We start from the raw sequence: 18,796 nt of genomic DNA, 5'->3' as shown, positions 1-18,796 counted from the left end.
GATTGTGCCAAGGAGCCCCAAAGATCCCACCCCGGTCGGTAAGATCGCGCCGCCGCACGGCAGCGCAATGCAAGCCCGCCGCAGGGCGACACTGCCTGCCGCAGCGTTGGGCGTGCGGCGTGTGTCCCTGATCATAAAAACTCCTTCTCCCTGGCAGCATGAAAAACAAAACAAACACTGCGCGTGCCCTGCGTTTCTTGTCCGTGGGCGTGGTGCTGTCGTGTCTGACGGCGCCCGTGTTGGCGGCCGACTACAGCCCTTACCCCAAAGCGGGTGTCTATGAGGCCAGCGACAGCCGTTTTGAGCGGTTGCTCACCGTCAAATCCAACGGCAAGTTCACGCTGGAGGTGTCCGAGATGGGCAAGCCGGGCCAATTGCGCAGTGGCGCTGGCGAAGGCAAGTTGGCCGATGCGCCTGGCGGCTGGGATTTTCGCGAAGGCCGTTGCACGATGACCTTGAAGCGCGCAGCGGGGGGCATGCAGTTGCATGTCGAGGCCTGTGCCAGTGCCTGGGGGGATGTGCCGTTTGACGGCAAGTACAAGTTCCAGGGCGAGGAAGCCGCCGCGCCTGCAGCGAAGGCAGCACCGGCCCCAAAAGCCATGGCTGCGGCGGCGCCTTCCCCGGCGGCTGTCCCTGCAATGGCATTGGCACCTGCCAGCGCAGCGCTGCCGTCGCGCAGAGAATTGCGCCAGCAGTGGGCGCCACTGTCGTCGGACACCGTGGCGGGCAAGAGCGCGGGGTTCTGGGCGCGCTCATCCGGCGGCGCTGCGCCTGCCGGTGGCCTGGAGCATTTTTCGCGCGCAGGGTTTGTGGTGGACGCCAGCAGCGCCTACGACAGCATGCCCCCCGCCGAATTGGCCAAACCGCCGTTGAAGCTGGTGGAGGTTCCCTTGCCAACGGTCAGCGCCAGGGAAGGCCTGGAGTTTGAGGTGGAATGCCGCTACGGAAAATCTGACAAGGCCATCGCGGTCAATGTCAGCAGCCTGGGCAAAGGCCAGCAGGTCACGCGCAAACGGACCAGTGCCTGGATGCTGGATGCCAGTTGGCAGGTGGTGGAGATCAAACCTGCCAGCAAGGCGAAGTGCCCGCAGGCACGGGCTGGCTATTGAGTCACGCGGATAACGGGCGCTAGGCTGCGTCGCCTGGCGGCCAGGGCCCTCCGCGTGCCGGGACTAGGGGGCTGCAACGAACCTCTCCGCCCCCCAACGTTCACGCCCCAAATTCATCCCCCAGTTCATCGGCCCGCTTGCGCGCGGCTTCCATGGCGCGCTCGAAAGCGGCCCCCACGCCATCCGCTTCCATGGACTGCAAGGCTGCGTAAGTCGTGCCGCCCTTGGACGTGACGCGCTGGCGCAGCACGGCCGGCGGCTCCTCGGAGCGGCGGGCCAGTTCTGACGCCCCCACAAAGGTCCCCACGGCCAGCTGGTGTGCCTGTGCGTTGGAGAGGCCCATGCCCATGCCGGCGCGTGTCATGGCTTCGAGGAAATAGAACACATAGGCGGGGCCCGAGCCCGACAGGGCGGTGACGGCGTCGAGCTGGGGTTCGCTGTCCACCCACAGGAACTCGCCGGTGGACGCCATGATGGCCTCCACGCTCTCGCGCTCGGTCGCGTCCACCGCAGGGCGGGCATACAGCGCGCTCATGCCCTTGCCCACCAGGGCCGGTGTATTGGGCATGGTGCGCACGATGCGCTCGGTGCCCAGCCATTGGGCAATGCTGCCCGAGCGGATGCCGGCGGCCACGCTGAGGTGCAGGGCGTTTGTTGTGTGGGCCTTCGCCTGGGCAGCGGCGTCCTTGAAGGTCTGGGGCTTGACGGCCCAGACCACGATGCGCGCGCGCTGCAAGGCGGGCCCGGCTTCAGGCTGGGCTTCAATGCCGTAGTTCTTGCGCAGCGCGTCGCGCGCCTCGGCCCAGGGTTCGACCACCTCGATCTGGCTGGCTGGGTGGCCTTGGTGGATCAGCCCGCCAATGATGGCGCTGGCCATGTTGCCGCCGCCGATGAAGGCGATGGTAGGGAGTTGCGGGCTGGCGGTTGCGGAAGTGGGGGCGGTCATGGGGCGGTCGCGCGAATGTGAACGGGCCACGATGGTAGCGCCGAACCGTGCGAAGCCGCCCTCGTTGGGGGCGGGGCCCGGCATGTGCCATTGACGTGCCCGAAGAACCGCCGCCCCTGGCGGCTGTGCCGGGGCGCCGAAGGCGACTCAGGGGCGTGTTCCTATCTCACGCCGCTGTCGTTTGCCGCACCGCATGCTCCCAGTTCGCCATCAGCTCCTGGGCACGCGCGTTGCTCAGGGTCGGCACAAAGCGGCGATCGGCGCGCCACAGTTGCGAGAGTTCGTCGGTGCTGCGGTACACGCCGCTCGAAAGCCCTGCCAGGTAGGCGGCGCCCAGCGCAGTGGTCTCGATGACCGCAGGGCGCACCACAGGGATGCCCAGCAGGTCGGCCTGGAACTGCATGAGCAGGTCGTTGATGCAGGCACCGCCGTCCACGCGCAGCTCGCTGACCGGTGCGCCGCCAGCGGCCACGGCATCGCGGCTCATGGCCAAAAGCAGGGCGGCGCTTTGGTAGGCAATGCTCTCCAGGGCGGCGCGGGCAATGTGGCCCAGCGTGGTGCCGCGCGTGAGGCCCGTGATGGTGCCGCGCGAGTCGGGCTTCCAGTACGGGGCGCCCAGGCCGGTGAAGGCCGGCACCATCATCACGCCGCCCGAATCCGGCACGCTTTGCGCCAGCGATTCGACCTCGTTGCTGGTCGAGATGGCGCGCAGACCGTCGCGCAGCCACTGCACCACGGCGCCGCCGACGAAGACGCTGCCCTCCATCGCAAACTCGGGCTGGCGGCCCGTCTGCGCTGCACTGGTGGTGAGCAGGCCGTTGTGCGATGTCTGGAACTTGCCGCCCGTGTGCATCAGCATGAAGCAGCCCGTGCCATAGGTGTTCTTGGCCATGCCGGCGGTAAAACAGGCCTGGCCGAACAGCGCGCTTTGCTGGTCGCCTGCCACACCGCCCACGGGCGCGGCGTGGCCCAGCAGGTCGGCGGCGATGTCGCAAAAGTGCGAGCTTGATGGCTGTACCTCGGGCATCAGCGATCTGGGGATGCGCAGCAGCGCCAGCAGCTCATCGTCCCACTGGTTGGTGTGCACGTTGAACAGCATGGTGCGCGAGGCGTTGCTCACGTCCGTCACATGCACCTGTCCGTGGGTGAGCTTCCACATCAGCCAGCTGTCCACCGTGCCAAAGGCCAGCTCGCCGCGTTCGGCCGCATCGCGCGCGCCGGGCACGTGGTCCAGCAGCCACTGCAGCTTGGTGCCCGAGAAATACGCATCCACCAGCAGCCCGGTCTTGGCCTGGATGTTGGCTGCGTGGCCTTGTTCGCGCAGCTGGGCGCAGGCGGGCTCCGCGCGCCGGTCCTGCCAGACGATGGCGTGGTGCACGGGTTGGCCAGTCTTGCGGTTCCACAGCACGGTGGTCTCGCGCTGGTTGGTGATGCCCACGGCGCGCACGGCACTGGCGGCAATGCCGGCCTTGGCCAACGCATCGCGCGCCGTAGCCAGCTGGGTGCGCCAGATCTCCAGCGGGTCATGTTCCACCCAGCCGGGCTGGGGGTAGATCTGCGGCAGCTCCAGCTGCGCCTGCGCCACGATGTGGCCCTGCTCGTCAAAGACGATGCTGCGGGAGCTGGAAGTGCCTTGGTCGAGTGCGAGCAGGTAGGTCATGGTGCGAAAGGTATCAGGGGTTTGATGTGTTGTGCACTTGCGCTGCGGCGGGCGCGTACATGCCAGTGCTACCGTGGAACCAGCTTTGCCGGGCCAGGGGTGGCGTCCCCCCTCGGGGGAAAGCGCGCAGCGCTTCAGGGGGGCTTCTCATCCTATGCGGCGACGGTACAGATGACTTCGGCGTCCTGCAAAAGGGCGGGGAAGGGCTCCGGTGGCGGCGCGTCGGTGAACAGGCGGTCGATCTGCGCCAGCGTGGCCAGCTGCACCATTGCCGGGCGGTTGAACTTGCTGTGGTCGGCCGCCAGCCAGACCTCGCGCGACTGTTCGATGATGGTTTGTGCGACCTTCACCTCTCGGTAGTCGAAGTCGCGCAGCGAGCCGTCGGGCTCCACGCCTGAGATGCCGATGAGCGCGATGTCGACCTTGAACTGGCGGATGAAGTCCACCGCCGCCTCGCCCACGATGCCGCGATCGCGGGTGCGCACCACGCCGCCGGCCACGATGACTTCGCACTCGGGGTTGCCGCTCAGGATGGCGGCCACATTGAGGTTGTTGGTGATCACGCGCAGGCCGCGGTGGTGCAGCAAGGCCTTGGCAATGGCTTCGGTGGTGGTGCCGATGTTCAGGATCAGCGAACAGTCATTGGGCACCTGGCTCGCCACGGCGCGGGCAATGCGCGCTTTGCCCTCGGCATGCAGCGTTTCGCGCTGGGTGTGGGCCAGGTTCTCCACGGTGGAGCTGGGCACGCGCACGCCGCCATGAAAACGCGTGAGCAGCCCGGATTCGGCCAGGCGCTGCACGTCGCGGCGCACGGTCTGCAGCGTCACGCCGAGGGTATCGGCCAGTTGCTCGACCGTGGCAGATTTGCGCGCGCGGACTTCTTCCAGCAGCAGCAGTTGTCGAGGATTCGTATTCACGCGTATTAATTGGCTATGGGGTGCGGATACTTTAAATCGAACAAAAAGGAACCAATTAAGGGTAAACCTTGATTCAATACGATCAGAAAAGAACAAAAATGAACGCAATCGAAAACGAGGTGCTGGACTGCGTGCGCAGTCGGCGCCAGATCCCTACGGCCCCGGGAGGGGCCTACTAGAAAGGTTGCGTGATGCAGCTGGCACTGGACAGCATCAGCAAAAAGGTAGGACCGCAGACCTGGCTTCATGACATGAGCCTGGCGCTGCACAGCGGCGCCGTTACGGTGCTGCTGGGTGCCACGCAGGCGGGCAAGACCAGCCTGATGCGCATCATGGCCGGGCTGGACACCCCCACGGCAGGCCGCGTGACAGTCGACGGCGTGGATGTGACCGGCATGCCGGTGCGCGACCGCAACGTGGCCATGGTGTACCAGCAGTTCATCAACTACCCCTCGATGAAGGTGGCGGCCAACATTGCGTCGCCGCTCAAGCTGCGCGGCGAAAAGAACATCGATGCCCGGGTGCGCGAGATCGCCAGCCGCCTGCACATCGACATGTTCCTGGACCGCTATCCGGCCGAGCTGTCGGGCGGGCAGCAGCAGCGCGTGGCGCTGGCCCGTGCGTTGGCCAAGGGCGCGCCGCTGATGCTGCTCGATGAGCCCCTGGTGAACCTGGACTACAAGCTGCGCGAAGAACTGCGCGAAGAACTCACGCAACTGTTTGCCGCAGGGCAGTCCACGGTGGTCTATGCCACGACCGAGCCGGGCGAGGCCCTGCTGCTGGGCGGCTACACCGCGGTGCTCGACGAAGGGCAGCTGCTGCAGTACGGCCCCACGGCCGAGGTCTTCCACGCGCCCAACTCGCTGCGCGTGGCGCGCGCCTTTAGCGATCCGCCGATGAATCTGCTGCCCGCCACGGTGGCCGCGCGGGGGGTGCAGCTTCCAGGCGGCACGGTGCTGTCGATCCCGCTGCCCCAGGGTGCGACGGCGGGTGGCGTCACCGTGGGCGTGCGCGCCAGTGCGCTGCGCGTTCACGCCCGTCCCGGCGACGCAGGCGTGAACGGCACGGTTGAACTGGCCGAGATTTCGGGTTCCGACACCTTCGTGCACGCATCCACGCCGTGGGGTGACCTGGTCGCGCAGCTGACCGGCGTGCATTACTTTGAATTGGGGGCGGCCATCACGCTGCATCTGGACCCGTCGCAGGCCTACGTGTTTGGCGCCGACGGCCGCCTGGTTTGGGCGCCCGCGCGACACCGCGCCGTACAAGGAGGGCGTTGAGATGGCCCGCATCAGTTTGGATCTCGCGCATTCGTACAAGCCGAATCCGCAGCAGGACAGCGACTACGCTTTGATGCCTTTGACAATGGAGTTCGAGGACGGCGGCGCCTACGCGCTGCTCGGCCCCTCGGGCTGCGGCAAGACCACCATGCTCAACATCATGTCGGGCCTGCTCGTGCCGTCGCATGGCAAGGTGCTGTTCGACGGGCGTGACGTGACCCGTGCCAGCCCGCAGGAGCGCAACATCGCCCAGGTGTTCCAGTTCCCGGTGATCTACGACACCATGACCGTGGCCGAGAACCTGGCGTTCCCATTGCGCAACCGCAAGGTGCCCGAGGACCAGATCAAGCAGCGCGTGGGCGTGATCGCCGAGATGCTGGAAATGAGCGGCCAGCTCAACCAGCGCGCGGCGGGCCTGGCGGCCGACGCCAAGCAGAAGATTTCGCTCGGCCGCGGCCTGGTGCGCGCGGACGTGGCGGCGGTGCTGTTCGACGAGCCGCTCACGGTGATCGACCCGCACCTCAAGTGGCAGCTGCGCCGCAAGCTCAAGCAGATTCACCACGAGCTCAAGCTCACGCTGATCTATGTGACGCATGACCAGGTCGAGGCACTGACCTTTGCCGACCAGGTGGTGGTGATGACGCGTGGCAAGGCGGTGCAGGTGGGCTCGGCCGATGCATTGTTCGAGCGGCCTGCACACACCTTCGTGGGCCATTTCATTGGCTCGCCGGGCATGAACTTTCTGCCGGCGCACAGCGAGGGTGCTCAACTTACAGTGGCCGGGCAGCGCCTCGCCAGCCCTGGGGGCCGCGCGCTGCCGGGCGGTGCGCTGCAAGTGGGCATACGGCCCGAGTACCTGGCCCTGGCCCAGCCGCAGCAGGCCGGCGCATTGCCCTGCACCGTGGTGCAGGTGCAGGACATCGGCACCTACCTGATGCTGACCGCCAAGGTGGGTGAGCACACGCTCAAGGCGCGCTTCACGCCAGAGACGCGCTTGCCCTCGGCGGGCGATGCGGTGTGGCTGCAGGTACTTGGCGAGCACACCTGCTTTTATCAAAACGAACAATTGCTGGCTGCGGAGGTCACCCCATGAGCGCCGCCCGGCCGCCCGAAGGCGCTCAGCACCGCAGTGCGCAGCACGGAGGTTTCCAATGAGCACGACGACCAAGCCCGTGAACCAGAAGGCCTGGTTCCTGATCCTGCCGGTCATCATCTGCGTGGCCTTCTCGGCCATCCTGCCGTTGATGACGGTGGTGAACTACTCGGTGCAGGACATCATCTCGCCCGAGCGGCGCGTGTTTGTCGGCACCGAATGGTTTGCCGCCGTGATGCGTGACGAGGAGCTGCATGCCGCGCTGTGGCGGCAGATCACGTTCTCGCTGTCGGTGCTGGCGGTGGAGATCCCGCTCGGTATCGCGCTGGCCCTGTCCATGCCCGCCCAGGGTTGGAAGTCGTCCGCCGTGCTGGTGGTGGTGGCCCTGTCGCTGCTGATCCCGTGGAACGTCGTGGGCACCATCTGGCAGATCTATGGCCGGGCCGACATCGGGCTCATGGGCCGCATGCTGCAAGAGATCGGCATTGAATACAGCTACACCGGCAACGCCACACAGGCCTGGCTGACGGTGCTGCTGATGGACGTATGGCACTGGACCCCGCTGGTGGCGCTGCTGGCATTTGCCGGGCTGCGCTCGATCCCCGACGCTTACTACCAGGCCGCGCGCATCGACGGCGCCAGCAAGTTTGCGGTGTTCCGCTACATCCAGCTGCCCAAGATGCGCGGCGTGCTGATGATCGCGGTGCTGCTGCGCTTCATGGACAGTTTCATGATCTATACCGAGCCGTTTGTGCTGACGGGCGGCGGGCCGGGCAATGCGACCACCTTCCTCAGCCAGTACCTCACGACCAAGGCCGTGGGCCAGTTCGACCTGGGGCCGGCGGCGGCGTTTTCGCTGATCTACTTCTTCATCATCCTGCTGCTGTGCTTCATCCTCTACAACTGGATGCAGCGCGTGGGCACCCAGCAGCCCGAGGTGCAGGAATGAGCATTAAAAATGCCGTTAGCGCTTATTGGATAAGCGCTGATAGCTATAAAAATAGGATCAATCATGCCTGAGCGCAGATTCCGCAAGCGGACGATCTTTCTGCTGGCGTACCTGGTGTTTGCGGTGCTGCCCATCTACTGGATGGTCAACATGAGCTTCAAGACGAACGCCGAGATCTTGTCGACGTTCTCGTTCTTCCCGCAGAACTTCACCTGGGACAACTACAAGACCATCTTCACCGATGAGTCCTGGTACTCGGGCTATATCAACAGCCTGATCTACGTGGGCATCAACACGGTGATCTCGCTCACCGTGGCGCTGCCGGCGGCGTATGCGTTCAGCCGCTACCAGTTCCTGGGTGACAAGCATGTGTTCTTCTGGCTGCTGACCAACCGCATGACGCCACCGGCCGTGTTCCTGCTGCCGTTCTTTCAGCTCTACACCACCGTGGGGCTGATGGACACGCACATTGCCGTGGCGCTGGCGCACTTGCTGTTCAACGTGCCGCTGGCGGTGTGGATCCTGGAAGGCTTCATGAGCGGCATCCCGCGCGAGATCGACGAGACGGCGTACATCGACGGCTACAGCTTTCCGCGGTTTTTCATGACGGTGTTCCTGCCGCTGATCAAGGCGGGCGTGGGCGTGGCAGCGTTCTTCTGCTTCATGTTCAGCTGGGTTGAGCTGCTGCTGGCCCGCACGCTGACCAGCGTGAACGCCAAGCCCATCGTGGCCACCATGACGCGCACGGTGAGCGCCAGTGGCATGGACTGGGCGACGCTGGCCGCCGCTGGCGTGCTGACCATCGTGCCGGGCGCCATCGTGATCTGGTTTGTGCGGCACTACATCGCGAAGGGTTTCGCGATGGGCCGCGTCTAGCGTGAAGGGAGACAGAACCATGAACTACACCAGTTCGCTGCAGAGTGCGCAGGCCTTCCGACGCCAGCGGCAGCCGTGGAACGGGCTTCGCCCGACCACTAGCGGCGCCCCCCTGGGGGGAAGCGCCGCAGGCGCTCAGGGGGGTACAAATGTTTGAGTGGATGGCCTGGACCCTGCCGGTGGCAGTGTTCTTCACATGCATCGTGCTGATGCTGGTGGGCATGACGGTGTGGGAGCTCAAGTCCCCCACGGCGATGCGCAAGGGGTTCCTGCCGCTGGAAACCACGCGCGGCGATCGCCTGTTCATCGGCCTGCTCTCAGCCGCGTATGTGAATCTGATTTTTGTGGGCATCAGCGGCAAGCTGGCGCAGTGGTTCAGCCTCGGCGAAGACCCATCGATCTGGTTCAGCTTCGTGCTGTCCATGCTGCTGCTCGCGCTGATCATGCGCAAAGGCTGAGCGGCCACCAAGGTTCCCGTCGCGCGGCTCGATCCTTCCCCGGAGCCACGCGGCCCTTGCATCCAAAAGGGGAGATGACTATGAGGAGACAGGCACTATGAAGACGCGGTACACAGCGCTGGCACTGGCAGTTGCGGTCATGACGGGCCAGGCCGCCATGGCGGGCGAGGCGGAAGCCAAGAAGTGGGTCGACAGCGAGTTTCAGCCGTCGACGCTGAGCAAGGACCAGCAGATGGCCGAGATGAAGTGGTTCATCGAAGCAGCCAAGAAGCTGCAAGCCAAGGGCGTGAAGGAAATCTCGGTGGTGTCTGAAACCATCACCACCCACGAATACGAATCCAAGACGCTGGCCAAGGCGTTTGAGGAAATCACTGGCATCAAGGTCAAGCACGACCTGATCCAGGAAGGCGACGTGGTCGAGAAGCTGCAGACCTCGATGCAGTCGGGCAAGTCGATCTATGACGGCTGGATCTCGGACTCGGACCTGATCGGTACGCACTACCGCTACGGCAAGATCATGAGCCTGACCGACTACATGGGCGGCGCGGGCAAGGAGTTCACGAACCCCGGCATCGACCTCAAGGACTACATCGGCACCAAGTTCACGACCGGCCCCGATGGAAAGATGTACCAGCTGCCTGACCAGCAGTTCGCCAACCTGTACTGGTTCCGCGCCGACCTGTTCGACCGCAAGGACATCAAGGACAAGTTCAAGGCCAAGTACGGCTACGACCTGGGCGTGCCGCTCAACTGGAGCGCCTACGAGGACATTGCCGAGTTCTTCACCAACGACGTGAAGAACATTGATGGCAAGCCCATCTATGGCCACATGGATTACGGCAAGAAGGACCCGTCGCTGGGCTGGCGCTTCACCGATGCCTGGCTGTCGATGGCCGGCACGGCCGACATCGGCGCGCCTAATGGCCTGCCGATCGACGAATGGGGCATCCGCGTGGCCGACGACAAGTGCACGCCTGTGGGGGCCTCGGTGGCCCGTGGTGGTGCTACCAACTCGCCTGCAGCCGTCTATGCGCTGACCAAGTACGTGGACTGGATGAAGAAGTACGCGCCCAAGGAAGCCACGGGCATGACCTTCGGCGAAGCCGGCCCCGTGCCCGCCCAGGGCCAGATCGCGCAGCAGATCTTCTGGTACACCGCCTTCACGGCCGACATGACCAAGCCCGGCCTGCCCGTGGTGAATGCCGATGGCACGCCCAAGTGGCGCATGGCCCCTGGCCCGAACGGCCCCTACTGGAAGCAGGGCATGCAGAACGGCTACCAGGACGTGGGCAGCTGGACCTTCTTCAAGGACCACGACGCGAACAAGACCGCCGCCGCCTGGCTCTATGCCCAGTTCGTGACGGCCAAGACCACGTCGCTCAAGAAGACCATCGTCGGCCTGACCCCGATCCGTGAAAGCGATATCCAGTCCAAGGCCATGACCGACCTGGCACCCAAACTGGGTGGTCTGGTGGAGTTTTACCGCAGCCCCGCCCGCGTGGCATGGTCGCCCACCGGTACCAACGTGCCTGACTACCCCAAGCTGGCCCAGCTGTGGTGGAAGAACGTGGCCCAGGCTGTGACGGGTGAGAAGACGCCCCAGGGCGCCATGGACACGCTCGCCGACGAAATGGACCAGGTGATGGCCCGCCTGGAGCGCGCTGGCATGGCGCATTGCGCTCCCAAGCTCAATCCAAAGAGCGACAACGCCAAGTGGCTGAGCGACAAGCAAGCGCCATGGGCCAAGTTGGCCAATGAGAAGCCAAAGGGTCAGACGATTGCGTACGGCACCCTGTTGCAGGCATGGAAAGACGGCAAGGCACGTTGATCTCCTGAGGTCGCGTTCCTGACGACCCCGCCGACGGCAGCCAGGGCTCACAAGGTCTCTGGCTGCCTTTTTCGCTCCATATCGCCCTCGGTGTCTCTGGCCCGAAGGCGCATTTTCTCTTTTGGAAGTGCCAAGAATTTAAGGGTAAACCCTTAAATTTTGCTTCCACCCATGGACAATCACCCCATGACCATTGCCACAGCCCTCCTTCCCACACGACGCGCCGACCTGCTGGCCCGTCTGGCCGAGCCGCACCAATACGACCTCGCTGTGATTGGCGGCGGGGCGACAGGGCTTGGTGTCGCACTGGATGCGGCGGCGCGTGGTTTCAGCGTGGTTTTGGTGGATTCCCACGACTTTGCCAAGGGGACCTCTTCCCGCGCCACCAAGCTGGTGCACGGGGGGGTTCGTTATCTGGCGCAGGGAAACATTGCTCTGGTCCGTGAAGCGTTGCACGAGCGCACAACGCTGCTAAACAATGCGCCGCATCTGGCGCAGCCTCTTCCGTTCGTCATGCCGTCGTACCGATTCTGGGAGACGCCTTTCTACGGCATCGGACTCATGATGTATGACGCACTGGCTGGAAAAGCCGGGCTTGGCGCGACCCAATTTCTGGGCCGTGCCCGCACCCTTGAATGCCTGCCCACAGCCCGTGCCGAGGGGCTCAAGGGTGGCGTCAAGTACTGGGATGGCCAGTTCGACGATGCCCGTCTTGCCCTGGCGCTGGCGCGGACTGCGGCGAGTCTGGGTGCCTTGCTGGTCAATTACTGTCCCGCGCGTGCCTTGGTGCATGAGGCTGGCAAGGTGGTTGGATTTACTTGTGAAGACTCCGACAGCGGGCAGCAATTCACGGTGCGCGCACGCACCGTGGTCAATGCCACCGGAGTTTGGGTGGACACCTTGCGCCAGATGGATGGCGAGGCCATCGGGCGGCCCGTCAAGCCCATCGTGGCGCCAAGCCAGGGGGTTCATATCGTGGTGGACCGGGAGTTTCTCCCGTCCGACCACGCCTTGATGGTGCCCAAGACCGCCGACGGTCGGGTCCTGTTTGCGGTGCCATGGCTGGGCAAGCTCATTCTGGGAACTACGGACAGTCCGCGCCAGGACATCGTGCGCGAGCCCGAGCCATTTGGGGAGGAGGTCCGTTTCATTCTGGAAGAGTCGGCCCGCTATCTCACCCGGGCCCCCAAGGTGGAGGACATCCGGAGTATCTGGGTCGGTCTGCGCCCTCTGGTCAAGCCGCAGGACGATGATGGCGACAACACCAAGAAGATCAGCCGGGAGCACACGGTGCTGGCCAGTCGCAGCGGCCTGATCACCGTGACGGGCGGCAAATGGACCACTTACCGTGCGATGGCTGAAGATGTGTTGCAAAAATGCTTCAGCACGGGACTGCTTCCGGAAAAGCCAGCCGGTGTCACGAACCATTTGCCCTTGGTCGGAACGCCCAAAGAAGCTGTCAAGCACCGCATCAGCGATGCCCAGGGGTTGCATTCCTATGGCGGGGAGGCGGCTGCCGTTTTGGGGCTCCCCGGTGCGCAGACTGCGCTTGGAGGCGGATTGACCGTCGCCATGGTGCGATTTGCCGCGCGTTTTGAGTACGCCCGTACGGTGGAAGACGTTCTTGCCCGCCGTTCCCGGTTGCTGTTCTTGGACGCCCGCAAGGCGATGGCTTTGGCGCCTTCTGTCGCAGAGCTGTTGCGCGAAGAACTGGGGGCAGATCCGCAGCTCGAAGCCTTTCTGGCACTGGCGCAACAGTATTTGCACGTGCCGGTGTGATAGGGCGCTTGACTTCTCCAAAGCTTTTGGCAATAATCGAGGGCTTCGCGTTTCCTACGTGAAGTTTCTGCCCAGCGGGAAGTGCTGCAAATGGTTTGCGGTGCGGACGACGGGCCCAAGACTGACTGGCTGATTTGCAGCCCTTGAGAAGTTCTCTGGGGCCGTGGTCTTCTGGTGCAAGTTGGGAATATTGAAATGATCCAGACAGAATCTCGGTTAGAGGTTGCCGACAATACCGGCGCCAAGTCCGTCCTTTGCATCAAGGTGCTGGGTGGCTCGAAGCGTCGCTATGCAAGCGTTGGCGACATCATCAAGGTGAGTATCAAAGAAGCCGCTCCGCGTGGCCGCGTCAAAAAAGGCGAGGTTTATAGCGCAGTGGTCGTTCGTACCGCAAAGGGCATCCGCCGCGGTGATGGCTCGCTCGTCAAATTCGACGGCAACGCAGCAGTGTTGCTGAATGCAAAGTTGGAGCCTATCGGCACCCGCATCTTTGGACCCGTGACGCGTGAACTGCGTACCGAGAAGTTCATGAAGATCGTGTCCCTGGCTCCTGAAGTTCTCTAAGGACGCGCCATGAACAAGATTCGCAAGGGCGACGAAGTCATCGTGCTGACAGGGCGCGATAAGGGCAAGCGCGGCACAGTGTCGCTGCGCAAGGATGACTCCTACGTGGTCATCGACGGCATCAACATGGTCAAGAAGCACGCCAAGCCAAACCCCATGAAGGGTACGACGGGCGGCATCGTTGAAAAGTCCATGCCAATTCATCAGTCCAACATTGCCATCTTCAATGCCGCTACTGGCAAGGCTGATCGCGTGGGCATCAAGGTGCAGGCCGACGGTTCGCGCATTCGCGTGTTCAAGTCCAGCGGCGCTGAAATCAAGGCGGCCTAAGGGGTAAACATGGCACGACTGCAAGAAATTTACCGCGACAAAGTCGCTCCCGAACTGATCAAGCAGTTCGGCTACACCTCGCCGATGCAGGTTCCCCGTCTGACCAAGATCACCCTGAACATGGGCGTGAGCGAGGCAGTCTCGGACAAGAAGGTGATGGACAACGCTGTGGCTGATCTGACCAAGATTGCTGGTCAAAAGCCTGTGGTGACCAAGGCCAAGAAGGCTATCGCTGGTTTCAAGATCCGCGAAGGTCAGGCCATCGGTTGCATGGTCACGCTGCGTGGCGTGCAGATGTATGAGTTCCTGGACCGTTTCGTGACCGTGGCTCTGCCCCGTGTCCGTGACTTCCGTGGTATCTCCGGTCGTGCTTTTGACGGCCGCGGTAACTACAACATCGGCGTGAAAGAGCAGATCATTTTCCCTGAAATTGAGTACGACAAGGTCGACGCCCTGCGCGGTCTCAATATCAGCATCACCACGACGGCCCAGACCGATGAAGAAGCCAAGGCGCTTCTCGCTGGCTTCCGTTTCCCGTTCAAGAACTGAGGCGAAGCATGGCTAAAGTAGCTTTGATCCAGCGCGAACTGAAGCGCGAAAAACTGGCGGCCAAGTACGCAACCAAGTATGCGGAACTGAAGGCAATTGCTGGCGATGCCAAGCGCAGCGACGAAGAGCGTGATGCAGCCCGTTTGGGTCTGCAAAAGCTCCCACGCAATGCAAATCCCACGCGTCAGCGCAACCGTTGCGAAATCACCGGTCGTCCACGTGGCACCTTCCGTCAATTCGGTCTGGCTCGCGCCAAGATCCGCGAACTGGCTTTTGCAGGCGACATCCCCGGTGTCACCAAGGCCAGCTGGTAAGCAGGCAGGAGAGATTAAACATGAGCATGAGTGATCCCATCGCTGACTTGCTGACCCGCATCCGTAATGCACAGATGGTCGCCAAGGCCACGGTTCTGGTGCCTTCTTCCAAAGTGAAGATTGCCATCGCCCAGGTGCTGAAGGACGAAGGTTATATCGACGGCTTCCAGGTGAAAACCGAAGCTGGCAAGTCGGAACTCGAAATTGCCCTGAAGTACTACGCAGGTCGTCCCGTGATTGAGCGCATCGAGCGTGTCAGCCGCCCCGGACTGCGTGTCTACAAAGGCCGTGATTCCATTCCACAAGTCATGAACGGTCTGGGTGTGGCAATTGTCACGACGCCCAAGGGCGTGATGACTGATCGCAAAGCGCGTGCTACCGGTGTCGGTGGCGAAGTGCTCTGCTACGTGGCCTAACCCGCGGCATTGAGGAGAAACTGAAATGTCCCGAGTAGGAAAAATGCCCGTGACCATCCCCGCTGGCGTGGATGTGTCCGTGAAAGATGACCAGATCTCTGTCAAGGGTTCTGGCGGCGCCCTGTCGCTTGCACAAAATGTGCTGGTGAAGGTGTCGAGCAATGAAGGCAAGCTCAGCTTTGAGCCTGTCAATGACTCCCGCGAAGCCAATGCCATGAGCGGCACGATTCGTCAGTTGGTCAACAACATGGTGGTCGGCGTCAGCAAAGGTTTCGAAAAGAAACTGAGCTTGGTTGGCGTGGGTTACAAGGCCGCTGCTTCGGGTTCCAAGCTGAACCTGGCTGTTGGTTATTCGCATCCGGTCAATATCGAAATGCCCGCTGGTATTACGGTGGCTACCCCAACCCCCACTGAAGTGGTGGTCAAGGGTGCCGATCGTCAACGCGTCGGTCAAATCGCTGCTGAGATTCGTGCTGTTCGTCCTCCCGAGCCTTACAAGGGCAAGGGTATCCGCTACGCGGACGAAAAGATCACGATCAAAGAGACCAAGAAGAAATAAGGAGCTGCAACATGTTGACCAAGAAAGAGCAGCGTCTTCGTCGTTCGCGCCAGACACGCATCCGCATTGCACAGCAAGGCGTGGCGCGTCTCACCGTGAACCGCACGAACCTCCATATCTATGCCAGCGTGATTTCTGGCGACGGCAGCAAGGTGTTGGCCAGTGCCTCCACTGCAGAAGCCGACGTGCGCAAGGAACTCGGTGGTTCGGGCAAGGGTGGCAACGCCGCCGCCGCCACGGCCATTGGCAAGCGCATTGCTGAAAAGGCAAAGGCTGCAGGCGTCGAGAAGGTTGCATTTGATCGCGCAGGCTTTGCCTACCACGGTCGCGTCAAGGCCCTGGCCGACGCAGCCCGTGAAGCCGGCCTGCAGTTCTAAGCGGAGCGGAATAAAAAATGGCTAAATTTCAACCCAAAGTGCAGACCGAAGGTCAAGACGACGGTCTGCGCGAAAAAATGATCGCGGTCAACCGCGTGACCAAAGTCGTGAAGGGCGGCCGTATTCTCGGTTTCGCTGCACTGACTGTGGTTGGCGACGGTGACGGCCGCGTCGGCATGGGCAAGGGCAAGTCCAAGGAAGTGCCTGCAGCTGTGCAAAAAGCGATGGAAGAATGCCGTCGCAACCTGGTCAAGGTTTCGCTCAAGAGCGGCACCATTCACCACTCGGTGAAGGGTCACCACGGTGCGGCTTCGGTGGAACTCCACCCAGCTCCCAAGGGTACCGGCATCATCGCTGGCGGCCCCATGCGCGCTGTTTTCGAAGTGGTGGGCATCACCGACATCGTGGCCAAGAGCCATGGTTCGTCGAACCCCTACAACATGGTCCGTGCCACCTTTGATGCGCTCGTCAATTCGACCACCCCGTCGAATGTGGCAGCCAAGCGCGGCAAGACGGTCGAAGACATCTTCGCCTGATAGGAAGCTGGAAATGACTACGCAACAAACCGTCAAGATTCAACTGGTGCGCAGCCCGATTGGCACCAAGGAATCGCACCGCGCTACCGTTCGTGGCCTGGGTCTGCGCAAGCTCAATAGCGTGAGCGAACTGCAGGACTCGCCCGAAGTGCGCGGCATGATTAACAAGATCAGCTATCTGGTCAAAGTCCTCTGAGAGATAGATCATGGAACTCAATAGCATCAAGCCCGCAGACGGCGCCAAGCATGCCAAGCGCCGCGTAGGCCGTGGTATCGGCTCCGGCCTGGGCAAGACCGCTGGCCGTGGTCACAAGGGTCAGAAGTCTCGCGCCGGTGGTTACCATAAGGTTGGTTTTGAAGGCGGTCAAATGCCTTTGCAACGCCGCTTGCCCAAGCGTGGCTTCAAGTCGCACTTGCTCAAGTTCAACGCAGAAGTGACGTTGACGGCATTGGATCAACTCGGCCTGGCCGAAGTGGATGTGCTGGCTCTGAAGCAAGCTGGTCTGATCGGTGAACTGGCTAAGGTGGTGAAGGTCATCAAGAGCGGTTCCCTGACCAAGGCTGTCAAGCTGAATGGCGTGGGCGCTACGGCTGGTGCCAAGGCAGCGATTGAAGCTGCTGGCGGCAGCGTCGCCTGAGTGTGACTCTGAAGGAAGGCATCTGTGGCTACTAGCGCAGCTCAAATTGCAAAGACCGGTAAGTTCGGCGACCTGCGCCGTCGTCTGGTTTTTCTGTTGCTTGCGCTGGTCGTGTATCGCATCGGGGCTCATATCCCTGTGCCCGGTATCGATCCAGCCCAACTCCAGCAGCTCTTCAGTGGCCAGCAAGGCGGGATACTGAATCTGTTCAACATGTTCTCGGGTGGCGCGCTTTCGCGTTTCACGGTTTTCGCGCTGGGGATCATGCCGTACATCTCGGCATCGATCATCATGCAGCTGATGACTTATGTGGTTCCCACATTCGAGCAGTTGAAGAAGGAAGGCGAAGCCGGTCGCAGGAAAATCACGCAGTACACGCGGTATGGCACCTTGGGTCTTGCTCTGTTCCAGTCGTTGGGTATTGCGGTGGCGCTGGAAAGTTCTGCAGGTCTTGTGCTCAGTCCTGGTTTCGGGTTCCGCATGACGGCTGTTGTCAGCCTGACAGCTGGCACGATGTTTCTGATGTGGCTGGGTGAGCAGATCACAGAGCGGGGTTTGGGCAACGGAATCTCGATCCTGATCTTTGCAGGTATCGCTGCTGGCCTGCCAAGTTCCATCGGTGGTCTTCTGGAATTGGTTCGTACAGGTGCCATGAGCATTCTGGCTGCTATCTTCATCGTCCTCGTGGTTGGTCTGGTGACCTACTTCGTGGTGTTCGTGGAACGTGGCCAACGCAAGATATTGGTGAATTACGCTCGTCGGCAGGTGGGTAACAAGGTCTATGGCGGTCAGTCGTCGCATTTGCCCTTGAAGCTCAACATGGCAGGCGTGATTCCCCCGATCTTTGCTTCGTCGATCATCCTGTTGCCGGCAACCGTAGTGAATTGGTTCAGCGCGGGTGAATCGATGCGCTGGTTGAAGGACATTTCGGGCGCACTGACCCCAGGTCAGCCGATCTACGTGATGTTCTATGCCGCTGCAATCATCTTCTTCTGCTTTTTCTACACGGCCCTGGTTTTCAACAGCCGGGAAACTGCAGACAACCTGAAGAAGAGCGGTGCGTTCATTCCAGGCATCCGCCCGGGTGAGCAAACGGCACGTTATATCGACAAGATTCTGGTTCGCCTGACTCTGGCGGGCGCTGTCTACATCACCTTTGTGTGTTTGTTGCCAGAGTTCCTGATCTTGAAGTACAACGTTCCGTTCTACTTTGGTGGAACCTCGCTGCTGATCATTGTGGTTGTGACCATGGACTTCATGGCCCAGGTTCAAAACTACATGATGTCGCAACAGTACGAATCGCTGCTCAAGAAGGCCAACTTCAAAGGCAATGCAGGTGGCGGTTGATGATGAGGAAGGTAGTGTTCGCATCGCGACACCGCCTGCAAGAACTGGATATCGGTTGAGTTGGCGCCCCACGATTTTTCGCGGGCACAAATTGTGTTCCGTGCGAAACAGCCGGGACGGATGGACAAGTTTTAGGAGAATGCAATGAGAGTTTCGGCTTCGGTCAAAAAAATCTGCCGCAACTGCAAGATCATCCGCCGCAAGGGTGTGGTGCGCGTGATCTGCACGGATCTGCGTCACAAGCAGCGCCAAGGTTGATTGGAAAGTATTA

General features: G+C 62.0%; 23 protein-coding genes. 20 read left to right on the top strand and 3 right to left on the bottom strand.

What is annotated here, in order from left to right:
* Nucleotides 1-158: 158 nt before the first annotated feature.
* Nucleotides 159-1,109 (top strand): hypothetical protein, encoded by a 951-nt coding sequence (locus ARADN35_RS0122810; RefSeq protein WP_010466355.1) that lies wholly within the window; start codon nt 159-161, stop codon nt 1,107-1,109.
* A gap of 100 nt (nt 1,110-1,209) precedes the next feature.
* On the opposite strand, the gene proC is transcribed toward ARADN35_RS0122810, so the two are convergent.
* The 3 genes from proC to ARADN35_RS0122795 all read right to left on the bottom strand — a co-directional run bounded on the left by proC (nt 1,210) and on the right by ARADN35_RS0122795 (nt 4,632).
* Nucleotides 1,210-2,055, bottom strand: coding sequence for a pyrroline-5-carboxylate reductase (gene proC / locus ARADN35_RS0122805; protein ID WP_029414317.1), 846 nt, complete (start codon nt 2,053-2,055; stop codon nt 1,210-1,212).
* Between the two features lie 166 nt (nt 2,056-2,221).
* Nucleotides 2,222-3,715, bottom strand: coding sequence for a glycerol kinase GlpK (glpK, locus tag ARADN35_RS0122800; RefSeq protein WP_010466352.1), 1,494 nt, complete (start codon nt 3,713-3,715; stop codon nt 2,222-2,224).
* 152 nt (nt 3,716-3,867) lie between these two features.
* Nucleotides 3,868-4,632: a DeoR/GlpR family DNA-binding transcription regulator gene (locus ARADN35_RS0122795; protein ID WP_010466350.1), complete on the bottom strand. Its 765-nt coding sequence runs from the start codon at nt 4,630-4,632 to the stop codon at nt 3,868-3,870.
* A 191-nt stretch (nt 4,633-4,823) separates the two neighbouring features.
* Here ARADN35_RS0122795 and ARADN35_RS0122790 point away from each other — a divergent pair, with 191 nt between their 5' ends.
* From ARADN35_RS0122790 to rpmJ, 19 genes are all read left to right on the top strand, one after another.
* On the top strand, nt 4,824-5,912 hold the full coding sequence (locus tag ARADN35_RS0122790) for an ABC transporter ATP-binding protein (RefSeq protein ID WP_010466348.1): 1,089 nt from the start codon (nt 4,824-4,826) through the stop codon (nt 5,910-5,912).
* Between the two features lies 1 nt (nt 5,913).
* A complete protein-coding gene (locus tag ARADN35_RS0122785) occupies nt 5,914-7,005 on the top strand; it encodes an ABC transporter ATP-binding protein (RefSeq protein WP_029414316.1) in 1,092 nt (363 codons plus the stop codon).
* A 58-nt stretch (nt 7,006-7,063) separates the two neighbouring features.
* On the top strand, nt 7,064-7,954 hold the full coding sequence (locus tag ARADN35_RS0122780) for a carbohydrate ABC transporter permease (RefSeq protein WP_010466344.1): 891 nt from the start codon (nt 7,064-7,066) through the stop codon (nt 7,952-7,954).
* A 63-nt stretch (nt 7,955-8,017) separates the two neighbouring features.
* Nucleotides 8,018-8,830, top strand: coding sequence for a carbohydrate ABC transporter permease (locus ARADN35_RS0122775; protein ID WP_010466341.1), 813 nt, complete (start codon nt 8,018-8,020; stop codon nt 8,828-8,830).
* Nucleotides 8,831-8,979: 149 nt separating this feature from the next.
* A complete protein-coding gene (locus ARADN35_RS0122770) occupies nt 8,980-9,288 on the top strand; it encodes a DUF2160 domain-containing protein (RefSeq protein WP_010466340.1) in 309 nt (102 codons plus the stop codon).
* A 97-nt stretch (nt 9,289-9,385) separates the two neighbouring features.
* A complete protein-coding gene (locus tag ARADN35_RS0122765; protein WP_010466338.1) occupies nt 9,386-11,116 on the top strand; it encodes an ABC transporter substrate-binding protein in 1,731 nt (576 codons plus the stop codon).
* A gap of 186 nt (nt 11,117-11,302) precedes the next feature.
* Nucleotides 11,303-12,895 (top strand): glycerol-3-phosphate dehydrogenase/oxidase, encoded by a 1,593-nt coding sequence (locus ARADN35_RS0122760; RefSeq protein WP_010466335.1) that lies wholly within the window; start codon nt 11,303-11,305, stop codon nt 12,893-12,895.
* A gap of 195 nt (nt 12,896-13,090) precedes the next feature.
* Nucleotides 13,091-13,459, top strand: coding sequence for a 50S ribosomal protein L14 (gene rplN / locus ARADN35_RS0122755; RefSeq protein ID WP_007861702.1), 369 nt, complete (start codon nt 13,091-13,093; stop codon nt 13,457-13,459).
* A gap of 9 nt (nt 13,460-13,468) precedes the next feature.
* Entirely contained in the window at nt 13,469-13,789 is a 321-nt protein-coding gene (rplX, locus tag ARADN35_RS0122750; protein WP_010466332.1) for a 50S ribosomal protein L24, read from the top strand.
* A gap of 9 nt (nt 13,790-13,798) precedes the next feature.
* Nucleotides 13,799-14,338 (top strand): 50S ribosomal protein L5, encoded by a 540-nt coding sequence (gene rplE / locus ARADN35_RS0122745; RefSeq protein WP_010466330.1) that lies wholly within the window; start codon nt 13,799-13,801, stop codon nt 14,336-14,338.
* 8 nt (nt 14,339-14,346) lie between these two features.
* Nucleotides 14,347-14,652: a 30S ribosomal protein S14 gene (rpsN, locus tag ARADN35_RS0122740; RefSeq protein ID WP_007861712.1), complete on the top strand. Its 306-nt coding sequence runs from the start codon at nt 14,347-14,349 to the stop codon at nt 14,650-14,652.
* A gap of 20 nt (nt 14,653-14,672) precedes the next feature.
* Nucleotides 14,673-15,068, top strand: coding sequence for a 30S ribosomal protein S8 (gene rpsH / locus ARADN35_RS0122735; RefSeq protein ID WP_008906523.1), 396 nt, complete (start codon nt 14,673-14,675; stop codon nt 15,066-15,068).
* Between the two features lie 25 nt (nt 15,069-15,093).
* Entirely contained in the window at nt 15,094-15,627 is a 534-nt protein-coding gene (rplF, locus tag ARADN35_RS0122730; RefSeq protein WP_029414315.1) for a 50S ribosomal protein L6, read from the top strand.
* Between the two features lie 11 nt (nt 15,628-15,638).
* Nucleotides 15,639-16,004, top strand: a complete 366-nt coding sequence (rplR, locus tag ARADN35_RS0122725) for a 50S ribosomal protein L18 (RefSeq protein ID WP_010466322.1) — start codon at nt 15,639-15,641, stop codon at nt 16,002-16,004.
* A 17-nt stretch (nt 16,005-16,021) separates the two neighbouring features.
* On the top strand, nt 16,022-16,540 hold the full coding sequence (rpsE, locus tag ARADN35_RS0122720; protein WP_010466320.1) for a 30S ribosomal protein S5: 519 nt from the start codon (nt 16,022-16,024) through the stop codon (nt 16,538-16,540).
* 13 nt (nt 16,541-16,553) lie between these two features.
* On the top strand, nt 16,554-16,736 hold the full coding sequence (gene rpmD, locus ARADN35_RS0122715) for a 50S ribosomal protein L30 (protein ID WP_007861725.1): 183 nt from the start codon (nt 16,554-16,556) through the stop codon (nt 16,734-16,736).
* 10 nt (nt 16,737-16,746) lie between these two features.
* Nucleotides 16,747-17,178, top strand: coding sequence for a 50S ribosomal protein L15 (gene rplO / locus ARADN35_RS0122710; RefSeq protein ID WP_010466313.1), 432 nt, complete (start codon nt 16,747-16,749; stop codon nt 17,176-17,178).
* Between the two features lie 24 nt (nt 17,179-17,202).
* Entirely contained in the window at nt 17,203-18,525 is a 1,323-nt protein-coding gene (gene secY / locus ARADN35_RS0122705; RefSeq protein ID WP_029414314.1) for a preprotein translocase subunit SecY, read from the top strand.
* 144 nt (nt 18,526-18,669) lie between these two features.
* Entirely contained in the window at nt 18,670-18,783 is a 114-nt protein-coding gene (gene rpmJ, locus ARADN35_RS0122700) for a 50S ribosomal protein L36 (protein WP_005793651.1), read from the top strand.
* The last annotated feature ends 13 nt before the right edge of the window (nt 18,784-18,796 follow it).

It is taken from the genome of Acidovorax radicis N35 (assembly GCF_000204195.1).
Taxonomy (GTDB): domain Bacteria; phylum Pseudomonadota; class Gammaproteobacteria; order Burkholderiales; family Burkholderiaceae_C; genus Acidovorax; species Acidovorax radicis.
This window is presented reverse-complemented; position numbering and strand designations above follow the sequence as displayed.

Coding starts and splice junctions, on each gene's coding strand:
- ARADN35_RS0122790 (WP_010466348.1), top strand. CDS start 4,824: ATGCAGCTGGCACTGGACAGCATCAGCAAAAAGGTAGGACCGCAGACC.
- ARADN35_RS0122810 (WP_010466355.1), top strand. CDS start 159: ATGAAAAACAAAACAAACACTGCGCGTGCCCTGCGTTTCTTGTCCGTG.
- rplE (WP_010466330.1), top strand. CDS start 13,799: ATGGCACGACTGCAAGAAATTTACCGCGACAAAGTCGCTCCCGAACTG.
- rplO (WP_010466313.1), top strand. CDS start 16,747: ATGGAACTCAATAGCATCAAGCCCGCAGACGGCGCCAAGCATGCCAAG.
- rpmD (WP_007861725.1), top strand. CDS start 16,554: ATGACTACGCAACAAACCGTCAAGATTCAACTGGTGCGCAGCCCGATT.
- glpK (WP_010466352.1), bottom strand. CDS start 3,715: ATGACCTACCTGCTCGCACTCGACCAAGGCACTTCCAGCTCCCGCAGC.
- rplX (WP_010466332.1), top strand. CDS start 13,469: ATGAACAAGATTCGCAAGGGCGACGAAGTCATCGTGCTGACAGGGCGC.
- ARADN35_RS0122785 (WP_029414316.1), top strand. CDS start 5,914: ATGGCCCGCATCAGTTTGGATCTCGCGCATTCGTACAAGCCGAATCCG.
- rpsH (WP_008906523.1), top strand. CDS start 14,673: ATGAGCATGAGTGATCCCATCGCTGACTTGCTGACCCGCATCCGTAAT.
- ARADN35_RS0122775 (WP_010466341.1), top strand. CDS start 8,018: ATGCCTGAGCGCAGATTCCGCAAGCGGACGATCTTTCTGCTGGCGTAC.
- rplN (WP_007861702.1), top strand. CDS start 13,091: ATGATCCAGACAGAATCTCGGTTAGAGGTTGCCGACAATACCGGCGCC.
- ARADN35_RS0122770 (WP_010466340.1), top strand. CDS start 8,980: ATGTTTGAGTGGATGGCCTGGACCCTGCCGGTGGCAGTGTTCTTCACA.
- ARADN35_RS0122760 (WP_010466335.1), top strand. CDS start 11,303: ATGACCATTGCCACAGCCCTCCTTCCCACACGACGCGCCGACCTGCTG.
- ARADN35_RS0122765 (WP_010466338.1), top strand. CDS start 9,386: ATGAAGACGCGGTACACAGCGCTGGCACTGGCAGTTGCGGTCATGACG.
- rpsE (WP_010466320.1), top strand. CDS start 16,022: ATGGCTAAATTTCAACCCAAAGTGCAGACCGAAGGTCAAGACGACGGT.
- rpsN (WP_007861712.1), top strand. CDS start 14,347: ATGGCTAAAGTAGCTTTGATCCAGCGCGAACTGAAGCGCGAAAAACTG.
- rplF (WP_029414315.1), top strand. CDS start 15,094: ATGTCCCGAGTAGGAAAAATGCCCGTGACCATCCCCGCTGGCGTGGAT.
- ARADN35_RS0122780 (WP_010466344.1), top strand. CDS start 7,064: ATGAGCACGACGACCAAGCCCGTGAACCAGAAGGCCTGGTTCCTGATC.
- proC (WP_029414317.1), bottom strand. CDS start 2,055: ATGACCGCCCCCACTTCCGCAACCGCCAGCCCGCAACTCCCTACCATC.
- rplR (WP_010466322.1), top strand. CDS start 15,639: ATGTTGACCAAGAAAGAGCAGCGTCTTCGTCGTTCGCGCCAGACACGC.
- rpmJ (WP_005793651.1), top strand. CDS start 18,670: ATGAGAGTTTCGGCTTCGGTCAAAAAAATCTGCCGCAACTGCAAGATC.